Origin of the sequence: Serratia sp. CY38905, from assembly GCF_052168875.1 — a bacterium.
GTDB lineage: Bacteria > Pseudomonadota > Gammaproteobacteria > Enterobacterales > Enterobacteriaceae > Serratia > Serratia sarumanii.
In genome coordinates this window covers 1-22,693 of record NZ_JBJNLV010000008.1, presented here as the reverse complement: position 1 = coordinate 22,693, position 22,693 = coordinate 1, and the positions used below count along the sequence as shown (strand labels likewise).

General features: G+C 60.5%; 26 protein-coding genes. 22 read left to right on the top strand and 4 right to left on the bottom strand.

The features are described from left to right. Nucleotides 1-44: 44 nt before the first annotated feature. Together ACJ8MK_RS16980 and ACJ8MK_RS16975 are read right to left on the bottom strand one after the other, a co-directional pair. Entirely contained in the window at nt 45-278 is a 234-nt protein-coding gene (locus ACJ8MK_RS16980) for a YheU family protein (RefSeq protein ID WP_004930376.1), read from the bottom strand. Further along, complete coding sequence (locus ACJ8MK_RS16975) at nt 275-1,255, bottom strand: hydrolase (protein ID WP_033649307.1); 981 nt, start codon at nt 1,253-1,255, stop codon at nt 275-277. Before ACJ8MK_RS16975 ends, ACJ8MK_RS16980 begins: the two co-directional genes overlap by 4 nt. Before the next feature lie 118 nt (nt 1,256-1,373). On the opposite strand from ACJ8MK_RS16975, the gene ACJ8MK_RS16970 reads away from it, so the two are divergent. The 6 genes from ACJ8MK_RS16970 to tauD all read left to right on the top strand — a co-directional run bounded on the left by ACJ8MK_RS16970 (nt 1,374) and on the right by tauD (nt 6,334). Continuing rightward, nucleotides 1,374-1,976, top strand: a complete 603-nt coding sequence (locus ACJ8MK_RS16970; RefSeq protein ID WP_041036974.1) for a LysE family translocator — start codon at nt 1,374-1,376, stop codon at nt 1,974-1,976. Nucleotides 1,977-1,986: 10 nt separating this feature from the next. Next, complete coding sequence (locus tag ACJ8MK_RS16965) at nt 1,987-2,769, top strand: PhzF family phenazine biosynthesis protein (protein ID WP_033649305.1); 783 nt, start codon at nt 1,987-1,989, stop codon at nt 2,767-2,769. 114 nt (nt 2,770-2,883) lie between these two features. After that, nucleotides 2,884-3,879 carry a taurine ABC transporter substrate-binding protein gene (tauA, locus tag ACJ8MK_RS16960; RefSeq protein WP_033649304.1) on the top strand — a complete coding sequence of 332 codons (996 nt, stop codon included), beginning with the start codon at nt 2,884-2,886 and terminating at the stop codon, nt 3,877-3,879. Nucleotides 3,880-3,888: 9 nt separating this feature from the next. Further along, on the top strand, nt 3,889-4,656 hold the full coding sequence (gene tauB, locus ACJ8MK_RS16955) for a taurine ABC transporter ATP-binding subunit (protein WP_038878069.1): 768 nt from the start codon (nt 3,889-3,891) through the stop codon (nt 4,654-4,656). Beyond that, nucleotides 4,653-5,489: a taurine ABC transporter permease TauC gene (tauC, locus tag ACJ8MK_RS16950; protein WP_033631937.1), complete on the top strand. Its 837-nt coding sequence runs from the start codon at nt 4,653-4,655 to the stop codon at nt 5,487-5,489. The genes tauB and tauC overlap by 4 nt, the downstream gene beginning before the upstream one ends. Further along, on the top strand, nt 5,486-6,334 hold the full coding sequence (gene tauD, locus ACJ8MK_RS16945) for a taurine dioxygenase (protein ID WP_033654872.1): 849 nt from the start codon (nt 5,486-5,488) through the stop codon (nt 6,332-6,334). The genes tauC and tauD overlap by 4 nt, the downstream gene beginning before the upstream one ends. A 3-nt stretch (nt 6,335-6,337) precedes the next feature. On the opposite strand, the gene ACJ8MK_RS16940 is transcribed toward tauD, so the two are convergent. Further along, entirely contained in the window at nt 6,338-8,251 is a 1,914-nt protein-coding gene (locus tag ACJ8MK_RS16940) for an ABC transporter ATP-binding protein (protein ID WP_309212039.1), read from the bottom strand. 129 nt (nt 8,252-8,380) lie between these two features. Here ACJ8MK_RS16940 and kefG point away from each other — a divergent pair, with 129 nt between their 5' ends. From kefG to ACJ8MK_RS16905, 7 genes are all read left to right on the top strand, one after another. Next, nucleotides 8,381-8,932, top strand: coding sequence for a glutathione-regulated potassium-efflux system ancillary protein KefG (gene kefG / locus ACJ8MK_RS16935; RefSeq protein ID WP_025159909.1), 552 nt, complete (start codon nt 8,381-8,383; stop codon nt 8,930-8,932). Between the two features lie 2 nt (nt 8,933-8,934). After that, entirely contained in the window at nt 8,935-10,743 is a 1,809-nt protein-coding gene (gene kefB / locus ACJ8MK_RS16930; protein WP_033636264.1) for a glutathione-regulated potassium-efflux system protein KefB, read from the top strand. 14 nt (nt 10,744-10,757) lie between these two features. Further along, nucleotides 10,758-10,961: a YheV family putative zinc ribbon protein gene (locus ACJ8MK_RS16925; protein ID WP_015379274.1), complete on the top strand. Its 204-nt coding sequence runs from the start codon at nt 10,758-10,760 to the stop codon at nt 10,959-10,961. 112 nt (nt 10,962-11,073) lie between these two features. Next, on the top strand, nt 11,074-11,661 hold the full coding sequence (slyD, locus tag ACJ8MK_RS16920) for a peptidylprolyl isomerase (RefSeq protein ID WP_033654873.1): 588 nt from the start codon (nt 11,074-11,076) through the stop codon (nt 11,659-11,661). A gap of 92 nt (nt 11,662-11,753) precedes the next feature. Next, the gene (locus ACJ8MK_RS16915) at nt 11,754-12,782 is read left to right on the top strand and encodes a LacI family DNA-binding transcriptional regulator (RefSeq protein ID WP_041036963.1); all 1,029 of its coding nucleotides are present in this window, start codon (nt 11,754-11,756) and stop codon (nt 12,780-12,782) included. A 122-nt stretch (nt 12,783-12,904) separates the two neighbouring features. Further along, nucleotides 12,905-14,344, top strand: coding sequence for a Na+/H+ antiporter NhaC (gene nhaC / locus ACJ8MK_RS16910; protein WP_060431474.1), 1,440 nt, complete (start codon nt 12,905-12,907; stop codon nt 14,342-14,344). Nucleotide 14,345: 1 nt separating this feature from the next. Beyond that, on the top strand, nt 14,346-15,518 hold the full coding sequence (locus tag ACJ8MK_RS16905; RefSeq protein ID WP_164105695.1) for a MalY/PatB family protein: 1,173 nt from the start codon (nt 14,346-14,348) through the stop codon (nt 15,516-15,518). Between the two features lie 15 nt (nt 15,519-15,533). Here the strand turns inward: ACJ8MK_RS16905 and ACJ8MK_RS16900 are convergent, their stop codons facing one another. Further along, nucleotides 15,534-15,761 (bottom strand): SlyX family protein, encoded by a 228-nt coding sequence (locus ACJ8MK_RS16900; RefSeq protein WP_033649297.1) that lies wholly within the window; start codon nt 15,759-15,761, stop codon nt 15,534-15,536. A gap of 356 nt (nt 15,762-16,117) precedes the next feature. Here ACJ8MK_RS16900 and fkpA point away from each other — a divergent pair, with 356 nt between their 5' ends. The 9 genes from fkpA to ACJ8MK_RS16855 form a co-directional block, all read left to right on the top strand. Continuing rightward, the gene (gene fkpA, locus ACJ8MK_RS16895) at nt 16,118-16,957 is read left to right on the top strand and encodes an FKBP-type peptidyl-prolyl cis-trans isomerase (protein ID WP_016930330.1); all 840 of its coding nucleotides are present in this window, start codon (nt 16,118-16,120) and stop codon (nt 16,955-16,957) included. A gap of 373 nt (nt 16,958-17,330) precedes the next feature. After that, nucleotides 17,331-18,053 carry a helix-turn-helix transcriptional regulator gene (locus tag ACJ8MK_RS16890; RefSeq protein WP_004930418.1) on the top strand — a complete coding sequence of 241 codons (723 nt, stop codon included), beginning with the start codon at nt 17,331-17,333 and terminating at the stop codon, nt 18,051-18,053. Beyond that, on the top strand, nt 18,053-18,442 hold the full coding sequence (gene tusD / locus ACJ8MK_RS16885; RefSeq protein WP_049206072.1) for a sulfurtransferase complex subunit TusD: 390 nt from the start codon (nt 18,053-18,055) through the stop codon (nt 18,440-18,442). Before ACJ8MK_RS16890 ends, tusD begins: the two co-directional genes overlap by 1 nt. A gap of 7 nt (nt 18,443-18,449) precedes the next feature. Continuing rightward, entirely contained in the window at nt 18,450-18,809 is a 360-nt protein-coding gene (tusC, locus tag ACJ8MK_RS16880; protein WP_033636258.1) for a sulfurtransferase complex subunit TusC, read from the top strand. A gap of 9 nt (nt 18,810-18,818) precedes the next feature. After that, nucleotides 18,819-19,106, top strand: coding sequence for a sulfurtransferase complex subunit TusB (gene tusB / locus ACJ8MK_RS16875; protein ID WP_033636257.1), 288 nt, complete (start codon nt 18,819-18,821; stop codon nt 19,104-19,106). A gap of 143 nt (nt 19,107-19,249) precedes the next feature. Further along, nucleotides 19,250-19,624, top strand: coding sequence for a 30S ribosomal protein S12 (gene rpsL, locus ACJ8MK_RS16870; RefSeq protein ID WP_004930426.1), 375 nt, complete (start codon nt 19,250-19,252; stop codon nt 19,622-19,624). Nucleotides 19,625-19,720: 96 nt separating this feature from the next. Continuing rightward, nucleotides 19,721-20,191, top strand: a complete 471-nt coding sequence (rpsG, locus tag ACJ8MK_RS16865; RefSeq protein ID WP_004956203.1) for a 30S ribosomal protein S7 — start codon at nt 19,721-19,723, stop codon at nt 20,189-20,191. A 93-nt stretch (nt 20,192-20,284) separates the two neighbouring features. Continuing rightward, nucleotides 20,285-22,399 carry an elongation factor G gene (gene fusA / locus ACJ8MK_RS16860; RefSeq protein ID WP_033636256.1) on the top strand — a complete coding sequence of 705 codons (2,115 nt, stop codon included), beginning with the start codon at nt 20,285-20,287 and terminating at the stop codon, nt 22,397-22,399. Between the two features lie 70 nt (nt 22,400-22,469). After that, nucleotides 22,470-22,693: GTP-binding protein (locus tag ACJ8MK_RS16855; RefSeq protein WP_008502775.1), on the top strand; the 224-nt coding region annotated here is incomplete at its 3' end.

The window sequence follows — 22,693 nt, the reverse complement described above, 5'->3', positions numbered from 1 at the left end:
CATTGTTACCTGATTTTTTCCGTCAGTCATAGAACCGATCGCCACTAAATTTCTTCCTGCCCGGCGCGGAACTGGCCGCGCGGCATGATGTTGACGCTCTCGTGCAGTTCCGACCACACCAGCACCACTTCGCCGTTTTTCAGCTGGCGGCGCACGTCCTCCACCTTCTGTTCCAGCGAGCGTTCGTGCTCGCCGTAATCGGTGCCTTCGCGCAGTACAAAAGATTCGATCAGGCTGTTGAGGGTGTCGGTTGCCAGTTCTTGCCAGGGAATGATCACGTCGGGATGTCCAGATAAGGGGAAAGCCAGGCCGGAATGCGATGCTCCAGCCACATGTATGGTTTTTTCAGCGTGCCGCCGACGAAGCCGACGTGGCCGCCGAACTCGGTCAGCTGATATTCGATATTGCGCGGCAGGCCGGCGACGTCGGGGATCACCTCAGGGGTCATGAAGGGATCGTCCTTCGCATGGATGATCAGCAGCGGCGTTTGGACAGCCGGCAACAGCGGCAGGGCGCTGCAGCGGCGATAATAGTCGGTGGCGTCACTGAAGCCGTGAATACGCGAGGTGATGGCGTCGTCGAATTCGCGGATGCGCCGCAGACCGTTCAGTTGGGACAGCTTGAGCGGCAGGGTGTCCGGGTAGTGCAACAGCTTGCGGGTGGCGTTTTGTTTCAGCTGCCCCAGCAGGTAGCGCTGATAAACGCGGGAAAAGCCTTGCTCCATGCGGTAGGCGCAGGGCTCCAGCATCAGCGGCGCCGAGACCACCACGGCCGCCTGCAGCAGGCTGTCGGCGCCTTGCTGCGCCAGGTAGCAGGCCAGCATGTTGCCGCCGAGCGAAACGCCGACCGCCGCGGTCGGCACCTCGCCGTAGCGGTCGCGCAGCCAGCGCAGGAAGAAGCGCGCGTCTTCGGTTTCACCGGAGTGGTAGATGCGCTGCTTGCGATTGGGCACGCCGCTGCAGCCGCGAAAGTGCATCACCACGCCGAGCCAGCCGCGCTCGCGCCAGGCGTTGAGCAGGCCATGCGCGTAGGGGCTGTAGAAGCTGCCCTCCAGGCCGTGGAACAGCACCGCGCGCGGTTTGTCGCGCGCCTGCGCCGGATCCTCGCTCCAGGCGAGATCGACGAAATCGCCGTCGGGCAATTCCAGCCGCTGCCAATGCGGTTTCAATAATACGCGGCGGCGCACCAGCCGCGGCAACAGCGTTTGCAGGTGCGGGTTACTGGCCCCGGTCAGAGGGCGAAAGGTGTTAGGCATAGGCTGAGTAAAATGTTGTGGGCGGCTATTGTGAGATCCCTAGCGCACTGTTAGCTTCAATACCAAGAATTAACAATGATACTGCAAAAAAGCGCCTTGGGTGAGGAGCACCCGTGCCATGGAACCGAGTTTATTCCTTTCGATGCTGGGCTTCCTGTGGGTCGCCGCCATCACGCCCGGCCCCAATAACCTGCTGCTGACCACTTCCGGCGCCAACTTCGGCTTTATGCGTTCGCTGTGGCTGATGATCGGCATCATGCTCGGCATGCAAAGCATTTTGCTGCTGGTGGCCTTCGGCGTCGGCAGCCTGATCCTGGTTTATCCGTCGCTGCACCTGATCCTGAAAATCCTCGGCAGCCTGTACCTGCTGTGGCTGGCATGGAAAGTCGCCACCGCCGCCTATGAAAAACTGGAAACCGACGTGGCGCCGCCGCAGCCGGTGCGGCTGTATCAGGGCTGGCTGCTGCAGTTCCTCAACCCGAAAGCCTGGCTGATGGCGCTGGGGGCGGTGGCCAGCTTCAGCCTGGCGGGCGATAAGTACAACGGTTCCATTGCGGCGATCGCGCTGGGCATTTTGGCGGTCAACATCGTCGCCGGCATTATCTGGCTGGCGTTCGGCACGGTGATCGGCCGCCTGCTGCGCAGCAAAAAGGCCTGGGTTATCTTCAACGTTTCCATGGGGTTGTTGACCGCAGCCTGTGTGTTACTGATCTGGCATTAAGGAGCGAACGATGGCGGAAAATTATTATCACGTGGTTGCCTTTACCGGCGAAGGGCTGCGCGGCAACCCGGCCGGGGTGTGCCTGCTGACGCAGCCGCTGCCGGCGGCGCGGCTGCAGGCGATCGCCAACGAGATCGGCCTGCCGGAAACCAGCTTTGTCTGGGATGACGGCGACATGACCGCCATCCGTTGGTTTACCCCGCAGCGCGAGGTCGATCTCTGCGGCCACGGCACCCTGGCGGCGGCGCATGTGATGTTCAGCGTGGTTAACCCGGCGCTGCAGGATATTCGCTTCCGCTCGGCCGGCGGCGAACTGTTCGTCAAGCGCGATGCGCAGGACGGGGAACGGCTGGTGCTCGACTTCCCCGCCCGGCCGCCGCAGAAGGTGGCTGAGCCGGCGGGCCTCGCGGCGCTGCTGGGCGTGCAGCCGCAGGAGGTGTGGCAGGCGAAAGCGCTGCTGGTGGTGCTGGAAAACGAGGCGCAGGTGCGTGCGCTGCGGCCGGACATCCCGGCGCTGATCGCGCTGGCCGGGTGTGCGGTGATCGTCACTGCGCCGGGTGACACCGTGGACTTCGTGTCGCGCTATTTCACGCTCGACGGCGGTGAAGATCCGGTCACCGGCTCCGCGCACTGCACGCTGATGCCTTACTGGACGGCGCGTCTCGGCCGCCATCGGCTGCAGGCGCAGCAGGTCTCGGCACGCGGCGGCGAACTGTTCTGCGAACTGCAAGGGGATCGTACGCTGCTCGGCGGCTATGCTCACGTGTTCCTGCACGGGACGATCGCGCTGTAATCCGCGTTTATATTACGCAGGGTAATAAAGAAGACTTTTTTATTCTTTTATCGCCCGTCACCGCTCAGATAAAACTGTCAGCAACTGAACAGATTTTTATCAACGGAGCGGAACATGGCGGGCAAACTCTTTTCCTTACGCAACGCGGCGCTGTTGGCGCTGGCGCTCAGCGCAGCCAGCGCCTACGCGGTGGACGTGACCGTGGCGTACCAGACGTCGGCGGAGCCGGCCAAGGTGGCGCAGGCGGAAAACAGCTTCGCCAAACGGTCCGGCGCGACCGTCGACTGGCGTAAGTTCGACAGCGGCTCCAGCGTGCTGCGTGCGCTGGCCTCCGGCGACGTGCAGATCGGCAATATCGGCTCCAGCCCACTGGCGGTGGCCGCCAGCCAGAAACTCCCCATCGAAGTGTTCCTCATCGCCTCGCAGCTCGGCAGCTCCGAAGCGCTGGTGGTGAAAAATGACATCAAAAGCCCGCAGGATCTAATCGGCAAGCGCATTGCGGTGCCGTTTATCTCCACCACCCATTACAGCCTGCTGGCCTCGCTCAAGCATTGGGGCATCAAGCCTGAGCAGGTGAAGATCCTCAATCTGCAGCCGCCGGCCATCGCCGCCGCCTGGCAGCGCGGCGACATCGACGGCGCTTACGTCTGGGCGCCGGTGGTCAACGAACTGGCCAAACAGGGCAAGGTGTTGACCGACTCCGCGCAGGTGGGCGAATGGGGCTCGCCGACGCTGGACGTGTGGGTGGTGCGCAAAGACTTTGCCGAGAAACATCCCGACGTGGTGACCGCCTTTGCCGCCAGCGCCCTGCAGGCGCAAAAGGCCTACCTGGCGGCGCCGGAGCAGTGGCTGAAAGATCCGAGCCATCTCAGCACGCTGGCGCGCCTGAGCGGGGTGCCGGAAGCGCAGGTGCCGGAGCTGGTGAAGGGAAACCGTTATCTGCCGGTGGCGGATCAGGTTGCCCAGCTCGGCCAGCCGGTGGACAAGGCGATCCGCGATACCGCCGAATTCCTCAAGCAGCAGGGCAAGATCCCGCAGGTCGACAGCGACTACAGCGCTTACGTGACCGACCGTTTTGTGAAACAGGTGCAGGCTGCGCCGCAGTCGTAAGGAAGCAGGATGCTAAACGTCAATCATCTTTCAGCAGAGTATCAGGGGCGGCCCGCGCTGCGTGACGTGTCGTTCCAGATTGCCGCCGGGCAACTGGTGGTGGTGCTCGGCCCGTCGGGCTGCGGCAAGACCACGCTGCTGAATTTGATCGCCGGGTTTATCGAGCCTTCAGCTGGCAGCATCACGCTGGATGGAACGCCCGTTCACGGCCCGAGCGCCGAACGGGGCGTGGTGTTCCAGCATGAGGGCTTACTGCCGTGGCGCAACGTGGTGGACAACGTCGAGTTCGGCCTGCAGCTGGCCGGCGTCGGCAAGGCGCAGCGCCGCCAGGTGGCGGAGCAGATGCTGCAGCGCGTGGGGCTGGCGGGCTATGAACAGCACTTTATCTGGCAGCTTTCCGGCGGCATGCGCCAACGCGTCGGCATCGCCCGCGCTCTGGCCGCCGATCCGCGGCTGTTGTTGCTGGACGAACCGTTCGGCGCCCTGGATGCGTTCACCCGCGAGCAGATGCAGGAGCTGTTGCTGACCATTTGGCGCGATACCGGCAAACAGGTGCTGCTGATCACCCACGATATCGAAGAGGCGGTGTTCCTCGCCAGCGAGCTGTTGCTGCTGTCGCCGGGGCCGGGGCAGGTGGTGGAGCGGCTGTCGCTGAACTTCGGCCAACGCTATGCCGACGGCGAAGCCTGCCGCGCCATCAAGTCCGATCCTGAATTTATCGCGCAGCGCGAATACGTGCTGGGCAAAGTTTTCCAACAGCGCGAGGCCTTGCTATGAGCCTGCATTCCACTCTGAAGGCCGCGGCGCAGCCGCAGGGCAAAGCGGCGCGCCGTTTCAGCGTGCCGCGCAACGTTTGGCTGAGCGGCGCCACGCTGTTGACGGTGTTGATCGTCTGGTGGGGCGTGACGGCGCTGCAGCTGATCAGCCCGCTGTTTTTGCCGGCGCCGCAGCAGGTGCTGCACCAGCTGATCACCATCGCCAGCCCGCAAGGCTTTATGGACGCCACGCTGTGGCAACACCTGGCGGCCAGCCTGGGGCGCATTCTGGTAGCGCTGTTGGCGGCGGTGATCGTCGGCATCCCGGTGGGCATCGCCATGGGGCTGAACGACACGGTGCGCGGCATTCTCGATCCGCTGATTGAAATCTATCGCCCGGTGCCGCCGCTGGCCTATCTGCCGCTGATGGTGATTTGGTTCGGCATCGGCGAAACCTCAAAGATCTTACTGATTTATCTGGCGATCTTCGCGCCGGTGACGCTGTCTGCCGTGGCCGGCGTGCGCAGCGTGGCGCAGGTGAGGGTGCGTGCCGCCCGGGCGTTGGGCGCCACGCGTTGGCAGGTGCTGCGTTTCGTGGTGCTGCCGAGCGCGCTGCCAGAGATCCTGACCGGTATTCGCATCGGGCTGGGCGTCGGCTGGTCGACGCTGGTGGCCGCCGAACTGATCGCCGCCACGCGCGGCCTGGGATTTATGGTGCAATCCGCCGGTGAGTTTCTGGCGACCGACGTGGTGTTGGCCGGCATCGGCGTGATTGCGGTGATTGCATTTGGGCTGGAGCTGGGGCTGCGTGCTCTGCAGCGCCGATTGACCCCGTGGCATGGAGTACAGCAATGAACGAACGTCTGAATATCACCCCGCTGGGGCCTTACATCGGGGCGCTGGTGGAAAACGTCGAGTTGGCGCGGCCACTGGGCGACGGCCAGTTTGAGCAGCTTTATCACGCCTTGCTGAAGCATCAGGTGCTGTTCTTCCGCAATCAGCCGATCACGCCGCTGCAGCAGCGCGATCTGGCCGGCCGCTTCGGCGATCTGCATATCCATCCGGTCTATCCGCACGCCACCGACGTGGAAGAGATCATCGTGCTCGATACCCACGACGACAACCCGCCGGACAACGATAACTGGCACACCGACGTGACCTTTATCGACAACCCGCCGCTGGGGGCGATCCTGGCGGCCAAGACCTTGCCTTCCACCGGCGGCGATACGCTGTGGGCCAGCGGCATCGCGGCCTACGAGGCGCTGTCGGCGCCGTTCAGAACGCTGTTGGCGGGGCTGCGTGCGGAGCATGACTTCACCAAGTCGTTCCCGGAACACAAACATCGCGGCAGTGTAGAGGAGCATCAGCGCTGGCAACAGGCGGTGCAGAAAAACCCGCCGCTGCTGCATCCGGTGGTGCGCACCCACCCGGTCAGCGGCCGGCAGGCGCTGTTCGTCAATGAAGGGTTTACCACGCGGATCGTCGATCTGGCGCCGAAAGAGAGCGACGCTTTGCTGAACTTCCTGTTTGCTCACATCACCAAACCGGAGTTTCAGGTGCGCTGGCGCTGGCAGGAAAATGACGTGGCGATCTGGGATAACCGCGTGACGCAGCACTACGCCAACGCGGATTATCTGCCGCAGCGGCGCATCATGCACCGCGCGACCATTCTGGGGGATAGGCCTTTTTACAAGGCCTAAGGCTTAGGCTTCGAACGCCTGCGTTAACTGCTCCAGCTGTTCCTGCGCATCCAGCCAGGTCATCTCCGTCTCTTCCAGCGCGGATTTGGCCTGGCTTTGCTTTTGCAGGCAGTCGGTTAACTCGGCCTTGCGGCTGATGTCGTACAGCGCGGGATCCGCCAGCTGTTCCTCCACCGCCGCCAGTTCGGCGCCCAGTTTTTCCATCTGCTGTTCCAGCCTGGCGATCTGCTTGCGCAGCGGTTGGGTCTGCGTACGGAACTCCGCCTCGCGGCGTTTTTGATCCTTGCGCGCCTGCGCGCTGTTGCCGCCGCTCTCTTTTTCCGGCGTGTCCTGCTGGCTTTCCTGGCGCTGCAGGTCGACAAGCCACTGCTGGTAGTCGTCGAGATCGCCCTCGAAAGGCTCGACCTGGCCGTCGTGCACCAGGTACAGATCGTCGGTGGTGGAGCGCAGCAGGTGACGGTCGTGCGAGACCACCACCAACGCGCCTTCGAAATCGATCAGCGCCTCGGTCAGCGCCTGGCGCATGTCGAGATCCAGGTGGTTGGTCGGTTCATCGAGCAGCAGCAGGTTAGGGCGCTGCCAGACGATCAGCGCCAGCACCAGCCGCGCCTTCTCGCCGCCGGAGAAGCGTTCGGTCACTTCGCTGACCTTGTCGCCCTGGAAACCGAAGCCGCCCAGATAGTCGCGCAGCTGCTGTTCCAGCACCCGTGGTGCGATGCGGCTCAGGTGCTGCAGCGGCGATTCGTCGGCGCGCAGGAATTCCAGCTGGTGCTGGGCGAAGTAACCCAGCTTGATGCCTTTTGCCAGGCCAATCTCGCCGCTCAGCGGCTCCAGGGTGCCGGCCAGCAGTTTGATCAGCGTGGATTTACCGGCGCCGTTGCGGCCGAGCAGGCCAATGCGCGAGCCGGGCACCAGGTTCAGCTTGATTGACTTCAGGATCACTTTATCGCCATACCCGGCGCTGACTTTGTCCATGCGCAGCAGCGGGTTCGGCAGGCTTTCCGGCGGACGGAAGCTGAAGGTGAACGGGTTGTCGACGTGCGCGGGGGCGATCAGCTCCATGCGCTCCAGCATCTTGATGCGGCTCTGCGCCTGCTTGGCCTTGGTGGCCTGCGCGCGGAAACGGTCGATATAGCTTTGCAGGTGCGCCACTTTCTCTTGCTGGTGCTGATACAGCGACTGTTGCTGCGCCAGCTTGGTGGCGCGCTGGCGTTCGAACGACGAATAGTTGCCGGTGTATTCATTGATCGTCTGCTGTTCGATATGCAGGATCTTGTCGACGATCGGATCGAGGAAGTCGCGGTCGTGCGAGATCAGCACCAGCGTGCCGGGATAGCTTTTCAGCCAGCGCTCCAGCCAGATCACCGCATCGAGATCCAGGTGGTTGGTCGGTTCGTCGAGCAGCAGCAGGTCGGAACGGCACACCAGCGCCTGCGCCAGGTTGAGGCGCATGCGCCAGCCGCCGGAGAAGTCGCGCACCGGGCTTTGCAACTGTTCGTTGGAAAAGCCGAGGCCGTGCAGCAGGCTGGCGGCGCGGGAACGGATGGTCCAGGCGTCGATGGCGTCCAGCTTGCCGTGCAGGGTGGCGATGGCGTGGCCGTCGTTGCGGTCGTTGGCCGCCTGCAATTCGGCTTCGAGCTGGCGAAACTCGCGGTCGCCGTCGATAACATACTCGATCGCCGGCACGTCCAGCGCCGGCGTCTCTTGGTTGACCCAGGCCAGCGCCCAGTTGCCGGGGAAGGTAAAGCTGCCGCCATCCGCCGCGATCTCGCCCTTCAGCAGCGACAGCAGCGTGGATTTGCCGCAGCCGTTTTTGCCCACCAGGCCGACCTTCTGACCTGGATTAACCGTCGCCGTGGCGTTGTCCAGCAGGACGCGGATGCCGCGTCGGATTTGTAGCGAGGAGAATACAATCATAAAGCGCCGTATGTTCAGAGTATGTTAAATTATCATTAAGGTAACAGAACGCGCACCGCGCGCTGTTTTTGTCTTTGCGATGCATGGTAACGGAAAACCGCTACCCTGACGACGCTTTGGAGGGGAATGATGTCGCAGCCGCCCAAGGTCTTGCTGCTGTATGCCCATCCGGAATCTCATGACTCGGTGGCGAACCGGGTTTTGCTTCGACCGGCGCAGCAGTTGGAACATGTCACCGTGCACGATCTCTACGCGCACTATCCCGATTTTTTTATCGATATCCATCACGAACAACAGCTGCTGCGTGAGCATCAGGTCATCGTGTTTCAGCACCCGCTGTATACCTACAGCTGCCCGGCGCTGCTGAAGGAGTGGCTGGATCGCGTGCTGTCGCGCGGCTTCGCCAGCGGGGTGGGCGGCAATGCGCTGGCGGGTAAATACTGGCGCTCGGTGATCACCACCGGTGAGCCGGAAGGCGCCTACCGCACCGGCGGTTATAACCACTATCCGATGGAAGATATCCTGCGGCCGTTCGAGTTGACCGCCGGGATGTGCCATATGCATTGGCTGACGCCGTTCGTGGTCTATTGGGCGCGGCGGCAGAAGCCGGAGGTGCTGCGCAGCCATGCGGACGCCTACGGCGAGTGGCTGAGCCACCCGCTGCCGCACGGAGGGCGGTGACGATGGAAGGATCGACCTTACTGACCGCCATTTTGCTGTTCCTGTTCGCCGCGGTGGTGACGGTGCCGATCGCCCGTCGCCTGGGGATCGGCGCGGTGCTGGGCTATCTGATCGCCGGCATCGCCATCGGCCCCTGGGGATTGGGCTTCATTCGCGACGTCGACGAGATCCTGCATTTCTCCGAGCTGGGCGTGGTGTTCCTGATGTTCATCATCGGCCTGGAGCTGAACCCCAGCAAGCTGTGGGAGCTGCGGCGCTCGATCTTCGGCGCCGGCGCCGGCCAGGTGTTGATCACCGCTGCGGTGCTGGGCGCGTTGCTGTATCTGACGCACTTCGCCTGGCAGGCGGCGGTGATCGGCGGTATCGGCCTGGCGATGTCTTCCACCGCCATGGCGCTGCAGCTGATGCGCGAGAAGGGCATGAACCGCAACGAAGGGGGGCAGCTCGGCTTCTCGGTGCTGCTGTTCCAGGATATGGCGGTGATCCCGGCGTTGGCGTTGATCCCCATTCTGGCCGGCGCCGGCGGAACCAGCGACGACTGGGCGAAGATCGCGCTCAAGGTGGCGGCGTTCGGCGGCATGCTGATCGGCGGCCGCTTCCTGCTGCGGCCGCTGTTCCGCTATATCGCCGCTTCCGGCGTGCGCGAGATCTTCACTGCCGCGGCGCTGTTGCTGGTGCTCGGCTCGGCGCTGTTTATGGAGACGCTTGGCCTGTCGATGGCGCTCGGCACCTTCATCGCCGGGGTGCTGCTGGCGGAGAGCGAATACCGCCACGAACTGGAGATTTCCATCGAGCCGTTTAAAGGGCTGCTGCTGGGGCTGTTCTTTATCTCGGTGGGCATGGTGTTGAATATCGGCGTGCTCTACACCCATCTGGCCGAGGTGTTGATCGGCGTGCTGGCGCTGGTGGCGATCAAATCCGGCGTGCTCTACGGGGTGTCGCGTCTGTTCGGCCTGCGCAGTTCGGTGCGCCTGCAGTTCGCCGGGGTGCTCAGCCAGGGCGGCGAGTTCGCCTTCGTGCTGTTTTCTGCGGCGGGCGCGCAAAAGGTGCTGCAGCCGGATCAACTCTCCTTGCTGCTGGTGGTGGTGACGCTGTCGATGATGACCACGCCGCTGCTGATGCAGGCCATCGACCGCATTTTGGCGCGTCGCTATAACGCCAAGGGCGAAGAAGAGGAAACGCCGTACGTAGAGGACGACGATCCGCAGGTGATCATCGTCGGCTTCGGGCGTTTCGGCCAGGTGATCGGCCGCCTGTTGATGGCCAACAAAATGCGCATTACCGTACTGGAGCGCGATGTCAGCGCCGTCGGCGTGCTGCGGCGTTACGGTTACCAGGTTTATTACGGCGACGCCACCGAGCTGGAGCTGCTGCGCGCGGCGGGCGCCGAGAAGGCCAAGTCGATCGTGATCACCTGCAATGAGCCGGAAGACACCATGGAGATCGTGCGGCTGTGCCAGCAGCACTTCCCGAATCTGAGCATTCTGGCGCGGGCGCGCGGCCGCGTGGAGGCGCATGAGTTGCTGCAGGCGGGCGTGAAGCAGTTCAGCCGCGAGACCTTCTCCAGCGCGCTGGAACTGGGGCGCAAAGCGCTGATGGAGTTGGGCATGCATCCGCATCAGGCTTTCCGCGCCCAGCAGCATTTCCGCCGCCTGGATATGCGCATGCTGCGTGAACTGATGCCGCCGCATCAGGGCGACGTGGCGCAAATTTCCCGCGTGAAAGAGGCGCGGCGCGAGCTGGAAGAGCTGTTCCATCGCGAAATGCAAAAAGAAAGTCGCCAGTTCGACGGCTGGGACGAATACGAATAAGCGGGAGCATAACGATGTCTGCAACACGTAAGAGATTTATCGCCGGGGCGGTGTGCCCGAGCTGCAGCGCCATGGATACGCTGGCGGTATGGCGGGAGGATCAGGTGGAGGTGGTGGAGTGCGTCAAGTGCGGCCACCATCAGCGCCAGACCGAACAACAGGTGGAAAAACACGTTCGCCCGCAAGAGCAGGTGATCGGCATTTTCCAGCCGAAGTAGCGTTTTTTTATCCCGGAGGGTACAGCGAGGCAGATTTCCGTTACAATCTGTCCGGAAAAGGCGCGCATCCCGATAACGGTGTGCGTCCTAGTAGCCAACGGTAGGAGATATCATGAAAGTAGCAAAAGACTTGGTGGTCAGCCTGGCTTACCAAGTACGTACAGAAGACGGTGTTTTGGTTGATGAGTCTCCGGTGAGCGCACCGCTGGACTATCTGCACGGGCATGGTTCTCTGATCGCAGGTCTGGAAAAAGCACTCGAAGGCCACGACGTTGGCGATCGTTTTGACGTTCACGTCGGCGCGAACGACGCGTACGGCAACTACGACGAAAACCTGGTGCAGCGCGTACCGAAAGACGTCTTCATGGGCGTTGACGAACTGCAGGTCGGCATGCGTTTCCTGGCTGACACCGATCAGGGCCCGGTACCGGTTGAAATCACCGAAGTTGACGGCGACCACGTGGTGGTTGACGGCAACCACATGCTGGCCGGCCAAAACCTGAACTTCAACGTGGAAGTTGTCGCGATCCGCGAAGCGACCGCAGAAGAACTGGCGCACGGTCACGTACACGGCGAGCACGACCATCACCACGAACACGGTGACGGCTGCTGCGGCGGTCACGGCCACAGCCACGATCACGACCATGGTCACGACCACGGTAAAGGCGGTTGCGGTAACGGCGGCTGCGGCTGCCACTAAGCAGATCGCAGTGACGAGACAAGAGGGCGGCCATCGGCTGCCCTTTTTTATGCGCGGCGCACCGGGCGCCGAACGGCACAACAGGACATGCCATGGCCACCATGAAAGACGTGGCGCGGCGCGCCGGCGTTTCCACGGCCACCGTCAGCCGGGTGATCAATAATACCGCCTACGTTGAACCGGTGACCCGCGAACGCGTCGAGAAAGCGATGCGCGAGTTTAACTACCACCGCAACGCCGCCGCGCTGGCGCTGGCGAAAAGAAGCGGCAATATGCTGGGGTTGCTGACCGGCAATCTTGACGATCCGTTTTTCTCGCGTCTGGCGCGGGGCGTGGAAGACATCACGCGGCAGGCCGGCGTGCGTTTGATGTTGTGCAGCGGCGGGCATCAGGCCGAGCTGGAAAAAAGCGGCCTCGATTTTCTCATCAATCAGGGATGTGAAGCCATCGTGGCGCACGTCACGCGCATGGGGGAGGAGGCGCTGCTGCGCTACGCCGCCCATACGCCCGCGCTGGTGCTGATCAATCGTTATCTGCCCGCCATCGCCAACCGTTGCATCTGGCTCGACAACGCCAATGCGGCGCAGACGGCGACCGAGCTGCTCATACGCCAGGGGCATCGAAGAATTGCCTGCGTGACGGCGGATCTGCCGATCGACGATCGCGCGCAGCGGCTAGCGGGTTACCGCCAGGCCATGGCCGCCGCCGGCATTGAGGTGCCCGGCAGCTGGATCATCAGCGTGCCCTTCAACGAGCGAGGGGGCGAACTGGCGGCCGAGCGCGTTCTGGCCAGCGACCAACGCTTCACCGCCGCAGTGACGTTCAACGACGTGATGGCCGCCGGCATGATGCGCACCTGCCATCAACGGCAAGTTCAGTTGCCCGAGGCGCTGTCGATCGTCGGCTTTGATGACATTGCCCTGGCGAAATATCTCCATCCTTCGTTGACCACCGTGCATTACCCGATCGAGAAAATGGCCCGACGCGCCGCGCGCCTGGCGCTGCAGATCCACAGCGGCAGCGACGTTGCGCCGCAGAACAACCGCTTTTCGGCCGAACTTATCCTGCGAGACTCCGTAACCGACGGTGAGGCGCATGCGCAAAGCAAGCGCGGCGAATGAGAGACGGCTCACACAACGCTACCTCATGAAACCGATTACATGGCCGATTGCCTGCGCTCACATCCTCCGATTATCGAAGCCATTACGCTGTTGCAGTACCCCATCTTCAACAGGAGCCGTATATGGATAATAAGAAAACGCTCAACCTTGGGTTGGCGACGCTGCCGATTGTGGCCATGCTGTTGCTGCTCATCATCGGCTATGGTCAGTTTGGCCTGCGCATTGAACCGCTGCTGCTGGTTTCCGCCGCCATCGCCGCCGCGTTGGCCTGGTGGCAAGGCTACCGCTGGGACGACATCATCGAGGCCATCGTGGCCAAACTGGCGAAGGCGATGCCGGTTATCCTGATCCTGATCTGCGTGGGCGGCCTGATCGGCACCTGGATGATCAGCGGCACAATCCCTTACATGGTGTACTGGGGGCTGAAGCTGATCAGCCCGCAATACATTCTGATCGCCGCATTCTTCATCACCAGCGTGATCTCGGTGTGCACCGGCACTTCCTGGGGAGCGGCCGGCACCGTGGGCGTGGCGCTGATGGGCGTGGCCGCCGGTCTGGACGTGCCGCTGGCCGCCGCGGCCGGGGCGGTGGTGTCCGGCGCTTACTTCGGCGACAAAATTTCGCCGTTGTCCGATTCGACCAACTTCGCGGCCATCGTCGCGGATACCGATCTCTACAGCCATATCCAGCATCTGATGTACACGACGCTGCCGAGCTTCATCCTGGCCGCCGTGGTGTACCTGATCGCCGGCCACACCGGTGCGGTGGGCAGCGTGGCAACGCCGGAAAAAGTGACCGAAATCGTCGGCGCGCTCGAGGAGCTGTACCACTTCAATCTGCTGCTGATCCTGCCGCCGGTGCTGGTGCTGTGGGGCGCGGTGACCAAACGGCCGGTGATCCCCGTCATGCTGGCTGCCTGCGCGCTGGCGATCGCCATCGGTGTCGCGCTGCAGGGCTTTAGCCTGCAGCAGGGGCTGAATGCGTTGATGGACGGTTTCAATCTGTCGATGTTCGCCGCTCAGGGCCATAACGTCGAAGGGATCGTCGCCGATGTGCCGCGCCTGCTGAACCGCGGTGGCATGTTCTCGATGATGAGTACGATCCTGCTGGTGTTCTGCGCCTTTTCCTTCGCCGGCGCTCTGACGCTGACCGGCGCGCTGACGGTGATCATCAGCCGGCTGCTGAACGTGGTGCACACCACCGGCCAGCTGATCGCCGCCACCGTTGCCACCACTATCCTGGTGACCGGCGCGACCAGCGACGGCAAGCTGGCGCTGCTGATCCCGGCGGAGCTGTTCAAAGGGGCCTATCGACGCATGGGGCTGGACAACAAAAATCTGTCGCGCACCGTCGAAGATGCGGGCACCGTCATCGAACCGCTGATCCCGTGGACGGCCGCCGGCATTTACATGGCCACCACGCTGGGGGTCAGCACCCTCGATCTGCTGCCGTGGGCGATCCAATGTTATGCCGCGGTGGTGTTCGCCCTGATTTATGGGTTCACCGGCTTCGGTATCGCCAAACTCCAACCTCAGAACGACTTGCAGCGTAAGGAAGCCTGACATGACGAGTCATTTCAACGCCATCATCGATCGCCACAACACCGGCTCCGTGAAGTGGGACTTCATCGACCGCTATCTGCAACTGGACGGCAGCGAACTGTTGCCGATGTGGGTGTCCGATTTCGACTTTCCGTGCCCGCCAGAGGTGCAGCAGGCGCTGCATCAGCGGGTGGACCACGGCGTCTTTGGCTACAGCGAACGCGACGACGCTTACTATGAGGCAGCGATCGACTGGTTTGCCAAGCGGCACGGCTTGCCGCTGCGGCGCGAGTGGTTCACGTCGATTGAAGGGGTGGTGCCGGGGCTGGCGATGCTGATCCAACTGCTCAGCAAGCCGGGGGACGGGGTGGTGGTGCAGGGGCCGTATTATGGCTCGTTCGCCAAGATAGTCACCATGAACGGCAGAGAGGTGATTGAAAACCCGCTGCGGGAAACCCCGCAGGGATACCGGATCGATTTCGACCAGCTGGCCGCCTGCCTGGCGCAGCGTAAACCGCCGCTGTTGTTGCTGTGCAACCCGCACAATCCAACCGGCCGTTGCTGGCGCCGCGATGAACTGGAGCGGCTCATGGCGCTCTGCCACGCCCATGACGTCACGGTGATCTCCGATGAAATTTGGGCTGACCTGCTGCTGCCCGGCGAGACGTTTACGTCGGTGTTGCATCTGGGCGAGGAATATCGCGAGCGGGTGATTGCGGCGACGTCCGCCAGCAAAACGTTCGGCCTCTCCTCGCTGCGCATTTCGAATTTCCTGATCCCCAACGCCCGGCTTCGGCAGGCGTTTGTCGATCGGCTGAACGCCCACGGGCTGGATGTATTCAACGCGCTGTCGATGACGGCGGCGACCGCGGCCTATCAACGGGGCGCTGCCTGGCTTGATGAGCTGCTCGACTACCTGGCGGAGAATCGGCGTTGGTTTGAGCAGGCGCTGGCGGCCGCCGCGCCCTGGTGCGCGATGACCCAGGCTGAAGGGACCTATCTCGCCTGGCTGGATTGCCGCTCGCTGGGTTTGAGCGATACAGACTTGCAGCAGGCGCTGGTGGCGGTGGCGAAGCTGGCGCCGTCGATGGGCAGCGGTTTCGGCCCGCAGGGGCGCGGTTTTATCCGCATCAACCTGGGGTGCCCGCGCCGGTATCTCGAGCGTGCCGTCGAAGGGTTGGCACGCCTGAAATAACCGCATGGTGAGCCCTCAATAGTGCGGCGGAGGGGTTTCTTCCGACTGCGAGGCGATCATTGAGGTTTGGGTCGAGCGCAGCTTGTCGGTCAACATGCGCAGATGTTCGCGCATCTTCAGCATTTCCATTTGATGCTGGATGACGGTCTGGTTGAGCTCTTCGATGGTGAGCTCTTGGAAGGCCTGACGGCTCTCCAGTTCTTCAAGCCGCTGTAGCAGGCGTTGAGTGTCGGCGTTGTGCATGAGGCTACCTCTGACGCGATAAAATCCTGATTCGGCGCTATGGTAACAGCTGGCGCCGGGTTTGCTCGCGCTATTTCTCCAGACGGCGCGCAACGTTGCGATCGGCAGTGTAAAGTGCTGAAAAGTTGCACGCTCGATCTGCCGTTTTTTGCGAGCCTGGCCGAATATTCCGCAAGAAAAATCTGATTTATCATGGGAGTAGCACGCAGGGGGAAACTTCTTGGCAAAGCGGGAGTCACACTTTGACTCGATTGGTTACCTGTGCGACTGTTTTGTTTTGTTTCAGGCAGCTATAGTAGCCCGGTTATCTTACCTAATGATTGTTTGGGGCATTGCTTCAGACACTGGAGAAATGGATGAAATCTTTGTTTAAAGTCACGCTTCTGGCAACCACCATGGCTTTTGCTCTGAATGCGACCCAGGTCATGGCAGCCGATGCCGCCAAACCGGCAGAAGCCGCTAAACCAGCGGACGCGGCAGCAGCACCGAGCACCGGCAAGTTCAAAAACGACGACGAGCAAGCGGCCTACGCACTGGGCGCCTCTCTCGGCCGTTACATGGACAACTCTCTGAAAGAGCAAGAGAAGCTGGGCATCAAGCTGGACAAAGATCAGCTGATTGCCGGCGTTCAGGACGCGTTCGCCAACAAGAGCAAACTGAACGACGCCGACATCGAGAAGACCCTGCAGGGCTTCGAAGCGCGCGTGAAGGCTTCCGCTCAGGCGAAGATGGAGCAGGACGCCAAGGATAACGAAACCAAAGGCGCCAAGTACCGCGATAGCTTCGCTAAAGAAAAAGGCGTGAAGAAAACCGAATCCGGCCTGCTGTACCAGGTAGAGAAGCCGGGCGCGGGTGAAGCGCCGAAAGACAGCGACACCGTGGTGGTGAACTACAAAGGCACCCTGACCGACGGTACCGAGTTCGATAACTCCTACACCCGCGGCGAGCCGCTGTCGTTCCGTCTGGACGGCGTGATCCCAGGCTGGACCGAAGGCCTGAAGCACATCAAGAAAGGCGGCAAAATCAAGCTGGTGATCCCACCGGCGCTGGCCTACGGCAAAACCGGCGTTCCGGGCATCCCGGCTAACTCCACGCTGGTCTTCGACGTTGAGCTGCTGGACGTGAAAGCGGCGCCGAAAGCCGACGCTAAAGCCGAAAAACCGGCGGACGCGAAAGCAGACGCCAAAGCGAAATAACATCGCCGCTTTGTTTGCCACCGCCGCGGATGCCCTCCGCGGCGGTTTTCATTTCGGCAGCCGCCGCCTCTCTCTCCATTGAACGCTTGACGCCTGCCGGGCATCGGGCTTAACGTCAATACCACGCGCAAACGCAAGGACTTTGCTCCGGCCGCTTTGCTAGACTAATAATTCTGACTTATCAGTCATGCGTCTGCCCCTTAGGGCGTGTACCTAAAATTGTTCCCGGCCGCCTCGCCCGCGGATGTCATCGTGCCGTTTGATGGCGCTCTCAGCCGGCCGCGCTGCGGCGTGCCGATGACGGCAGCGATCCGGTTCGAGCGGTTTTAGCTGCGCCCCCTGGCACAGGCGATCTATGAGGGTGGTATCTTCGATGTCGAATTCGCTTTTATCCAGCGAAGCCAGCGAACTTGATTTGCTGAATGAACGTCCGTTTACTCAAACGGATCATGAAATCCTGAAATCCTATGAAGCGGTGGTCGACGGGCTGGCGATGTTGATCGGCGGCCACTGCGAGATCGTACTGCACGCGCTGGAAGACCTGAACAGCTCAGCGGTACGCATCGCCAACGGTGAACATACCGGGCGTAAAATCGGCTCGCCGATCACCGATCTGGCGCTGCGCATGCTGCACGACATGGCCGGCGACGACAGCAGCGTGTCGAAAGCCTACTTTACCCGCGCCAAGAGCGGCGTGTTGATGAAGTCGGTGACCATCGCCATTCGCAATCGCGAGCAGCGGGTGATCGGCTTGCTGTGCATCAACATGAACCTCGATGTACCGTTTTCGCAGATCATGCAGACCTTTATGCCGCCGGCCACGCAGGACGTGCCGTCGTCGGTGAATTTTGCGTCTTCCGTCGACGATCTGGTGGCGCAGACGCTGGAGTTCACCATCGAAGAGGTGAACGCCGACCGCTCGGTGTCCAATAACGCCAAGAACCGCCAAGTGGTGCTCAACCTCTATGAGAAAGGCATCTTCGACATCAAGGATGCGATCAACCAGGTGGCGGATCGCCTGAACATCTCCAAACACACCGTGTATCTGTACATCCGCCAGTTCAAGAGCGGCGATCTGTTGGGAAGCGACCGTTGATGCTCGATTATTGCCTATTGGTCACCGGCCCGGCTTACGGCACGCAGCAGGCCAGCAGCGCCTATCAGTTCGCTCAGGCTTTGTTGGCGAAAGGGCACCGGCTTTCCAGCGTCTTTTTCTACCGTGAGGGCGTGCTGAACGCCAACCAGCTGACCGCGCCCGCCAGCGACGAGTTCGACCTGGTGCGCGGTTGGACGCAACTGGCGCAGCAACACGGCGTAGCGCTCAACGTCTGCGTAGCCGCCGCGTTGCGCCGTGGGGTCACCGACGAGAAGGAGGCGGCGCAACAGGGGCTGGCAAGCGCCAACCTGCAGCCTGGCTTTACCCTGAGCGGGCTGGGTTCCCTGGCCGAAGCGTCGCTGAGTTGCGACCGTCTGGTGCAGTTCTGAGGATATGATGAAACGAGTCGCTTTTGTTTTCACCCACGGGCCGCACGGCGGCGCCGGCGGCAGGGAAGGGCTGGATGCGCTGCTCGCCACGTCGGCGCTCAGTGAAGATTTGGGGGTGTTTTTTGTCGGCGACGGCGTATTGCAGCTGTTGCCAGGCCAGCAACCGGAAAAGATTTTGGCGCGCAATTACATCGCCACCTTCGGCGTGCTGCCGCTGTATGACGTGGAGCGGTGCTATCTGTGCCAGGCTTCGCTGCAGGAGCGTGGCCTGAGCCAGGTGACCGATTGGGTGCTGGATGCCGAGGTGCTGGCACCGGACGAACTGCGCCGCGAACTGGCCGGCTACGACGCCGTGATGACGTTTTAGGATCCTCTGATGCTGTATACCCTGAGCCACTCGCCAAACCAATGTGACTTGCCTGCGCTGCTGCGCCTGACGGCGGAGGGTGACGCGCTGCTGCTGCTGCAGGACGGCGTGCTTGCCGGCCTTGCCGGCAGCGCCCATCTTGAATCGCTGCTCGCCGCCCCCATATCCCTTTATGCGCTGCAGGACGACCTGGAAGCCCGGGGATTGGTTGGTCATTTTTCGCACAAAATCACTGTCGTCGGCTATAATCACTTCGTTGAATTAACCGAACAACACCGCAGCCAAATGGCCTGGTAATGAGAGTGATGTTGTATATTTCTTGACACCCATACTGGTCAGCCCTAAAATTCTGCGTCCTCGTACTTTGCCAATAGTGCATACGAGGGGATTTATCACATGTTTACGAAGCTAGTACGAAGCAAAAACCAGGAGCTTTTTTAATGGCAACAATTAACCAGCTGGTTCGCAAACCACGCTCTGTGAAGGCTGCTAAAAGCAACGTTCCAGCGCTGGAAGCCTGCCCGCAGAAACGTGGCGTATGCACCCGCGTATACACCACTACCCCGAAAAAACCAAACTCCGCACTGCGTAAAGTTTGCCGTGTGCGTTTGACCAACGGTTTCGAAGTGACTTCCTACATCGGTGGCGAAGGCCACAACCTGCAGGAACACTCCGTAATCCTGATCCGTGGCGGTCGTGTAAAAGACCTGCCAGGTGTGCGTTACCACACCGTCCGTGGTGCACTTGACTGCTCCGGTGTTAAAGACCGTAAGCAAGCTCGTTCAAAGTACGGCGTGAAGAAGCCAAAGGCTTAATGGTTCTCCGTTAAGTAAGGCCAAACGTTTTAACTTTAATGTCAAAATAAACTCGTAGAGTTTTGGACAATCCTGAATTAACAACGGAGTATTTCCATGCCACGTCGTCGCGTAATCGGCCAACGTAAAATCCTGCCAGATCCTAAGTTCGGATCTGAGCTGCTGGCCAAATTTGTAAATATCCTGATGGTAGACGGTAAAAAATCTACTGCAGAAGCAATCGTCTATACCGCGCTGGAGACCCTGGCTCAGCGTTCTGGTAAAGATCACCTGGAAGCTTTCGAAGTCGCTCTCGACAACGTTCGCCCGACTGTAGAAGTTAAGTCGCGTCGCGTTGGCGGTTCTACTTATCAGGTACCAGTTGAAGTCCGCCCGGTTCGTCGTAATGCTCTGGCAATGCGTTGGATCGTTGATGCTGCACGTAAACGCGGTGATAAATCCATGGCTCTGCGCCTGGCGAACGAGCTGTCTGACGCAGCAGAGAACAAAGGTTCTGCTGTTAAGAAGCGTGAAGACGTTCACCGTATGGCCGAAGCCAACAAGGCGTTCGCCCACTACCGCTGGTAATCACCCGGCTGTAGTCATGCTAACCAAGCGGGCGCGTCAAATCGGCCCGCTTGGGTTAACTGAACTTGAACGCCCTAGGAATAGAGGAATCAAATGGCTCGTACAACACCCATTGCACGCTACCGCAACATCGGTATCAGTGCTCACATCGACGCCGGTAAAACCACCACTACCGAACGTATTCTGTTCTACACCGGTGTAAACCACAAAATCGGTGAAGTTCATGACGGCGCTGCCACCATGGACTGGATGGAACAGGAGCAGGAGCGTGGTATTACCATCACTTCTGCAGCGACTACTGCTTTCTGGTCTGGTATGGCCAAGCAGTTCGAACCGCATCGCGTAAACATCATCGACACCCCAGGGCACGTTGACTTCACCATCGAAGTAGAACGTTCCATGCGTGTGCTGGATGGCGCGGTAATGGTTTACTGTGCTGTTGGTGGTGTTCAGCCACAGTCTGAAACCGTATGGCGTCAGGCTAACAAATACAAAGTGCCACGTATCGCGTTCGTTAACAAAATGGACCGTATGGGCGCTAACTTCCTGAAAGTTGTTGGCCAGATCAAATCTCGTCTGGGCGCCAACCCTGTTCCTCTGCAGCTGGCTATCGGCGCAGAAGACAAATTCACCGGCGTTATCGACCTGGTGAAAATGAAGGCGATCAACTGGAACGAAGAAGACGCAGGCGTAACCTTCGAATACGAAGACGTCCCGGCTGACATGATGGATCTGGCTGAAGAATGGCGCCAGAACCTGATCGAGTCCGCTGCGGAAGCTTCCGAAGAGCTGATGGAAAAATACTTGGGCGGCGAAGAGCTGACCGAGGAAGAAATCAAAACTGCTCTGCGTCAGCGCGTACTGAACAACGAAATCATCCTGGTTACCTGCGGTTCTGCGTTCAAGAACAAGGGCGTGCAGGCGATGCTGGATGCGGTAATCGAATACCTGCCGGCACCAACTGACGTTCCTGCGATCAACGGTATCCTGGACGACGGTAAAGACACTCCGGCTGAGCGTCACGCAAGTGATGACGAGCCGTTCTCTGCTCTGGCGTTCAAAATCGCTACCGACCCGTTCGTAGGTAACTTGACCTTCTTCCGCGTGTACTCCGGCGTTGTTAACTCCGGCGACACCGTGCTGAACTCCGTTAAGTCTGCGCGCGAGCGTTTCGGCCGTATCGTTCAGATGCACGCCAACAAGCGTGAAGAGATCAAAGAAGTTCGCGCAGGCGACATCGCCGCTGCGATCGGTCTGAAAGACGTGACCACCGGGGACACCCTGTGTGATCCAGACTCTCCAATCATCCTGGAGCGTATGGAATTCCCTGAGCCGGTAATCTCTATCGCCGTTGAACCGAAAACCAAAGCTGACCAGGAAAAAATGGGTCTGGCTCTGGGCCGTCTGGCTAAAGAAGACCCGTCATTCCGCGTATGGACTGACGAAGAGTCTAACCAGACCATCATCGCCGGTATGGGTGAACTGCACCTCGACATCATCGTTGACCGCATGAAGCGTGAATTCAACGTTGAAGCTAACGTGGGCAAACCTCAGGTAGCTTACCGCGAAGCGATTCGCGCGAAGATTACCGATGTTGAAGGTAAGCACGCCAAGCAGTCTGGTGGTCGCGGTCAGTACGGTCACGTTGTGATCGACATGTACCCACTGGAGCCGGGCTCTAACCCGAAAGGTTACGAGTTCATCAACGACATCAAAGGCGGCGTAATTCCTGGCGAATACATCCCTGCCGTTGATAAAGGCATCCAGGAGCAGCTGAAGTCTGGTCCGTTGGCTGGTTACCCGGTAGTAGACATGGGTATTCGTCTGCACTTCGGTTCTTACCACGACGTTGACTCCTCTGAACTGGCGTTTAAACTGGCCGCGTCTATCGCCTTTAAAGAAGGCTTTAAGAAAGCGAAACCAGTTCTGCTTGAGCCTATCATGAAGGTTGAAGTTGAGACTCCAGAAGAGAACACCGGTGACGTTATCGGTGACTTGAGCCGTCGTCGCGGCATGCTGCGCGGTCAGGAATCTGAAGTGACTGGCGTTAAGATCCACGCTGAAGTACCGTTGTCCGAAATGTTCGGCTACGCAACTCAGCTGCGTTCTCTGACTAAAGGTCGCGCATCATACACCATGGAATTCCTGAAGTATGATGATGCACCGAACAACGTCGCTCAGGCCGTAATCGAAGCCCGTGGCAAATAAGCCGCAGGGTTAAAACCAAAGTCCCGTGCTCTCTCCAGAAGGGGAGAGCGCTATAGTAAGGAATATAGCCGTGTCTAAAGAAAAATTTGAACGTACAAAACCGCACGTTAACGTTGGTACTATCGGCCACGTTGACCACGGTAAAACTACCCTGACTGCAGCGATCACCACCGTTCTGGCTAAAACCTACGGCGGTTCTGCACGTGCTTTCGACCAGATCGATAACGCGCCAGAAGAAAAAGCTCGTGGTATCACCATCAACACCTCTCACGTTGAGTATGACACCCCGACTCG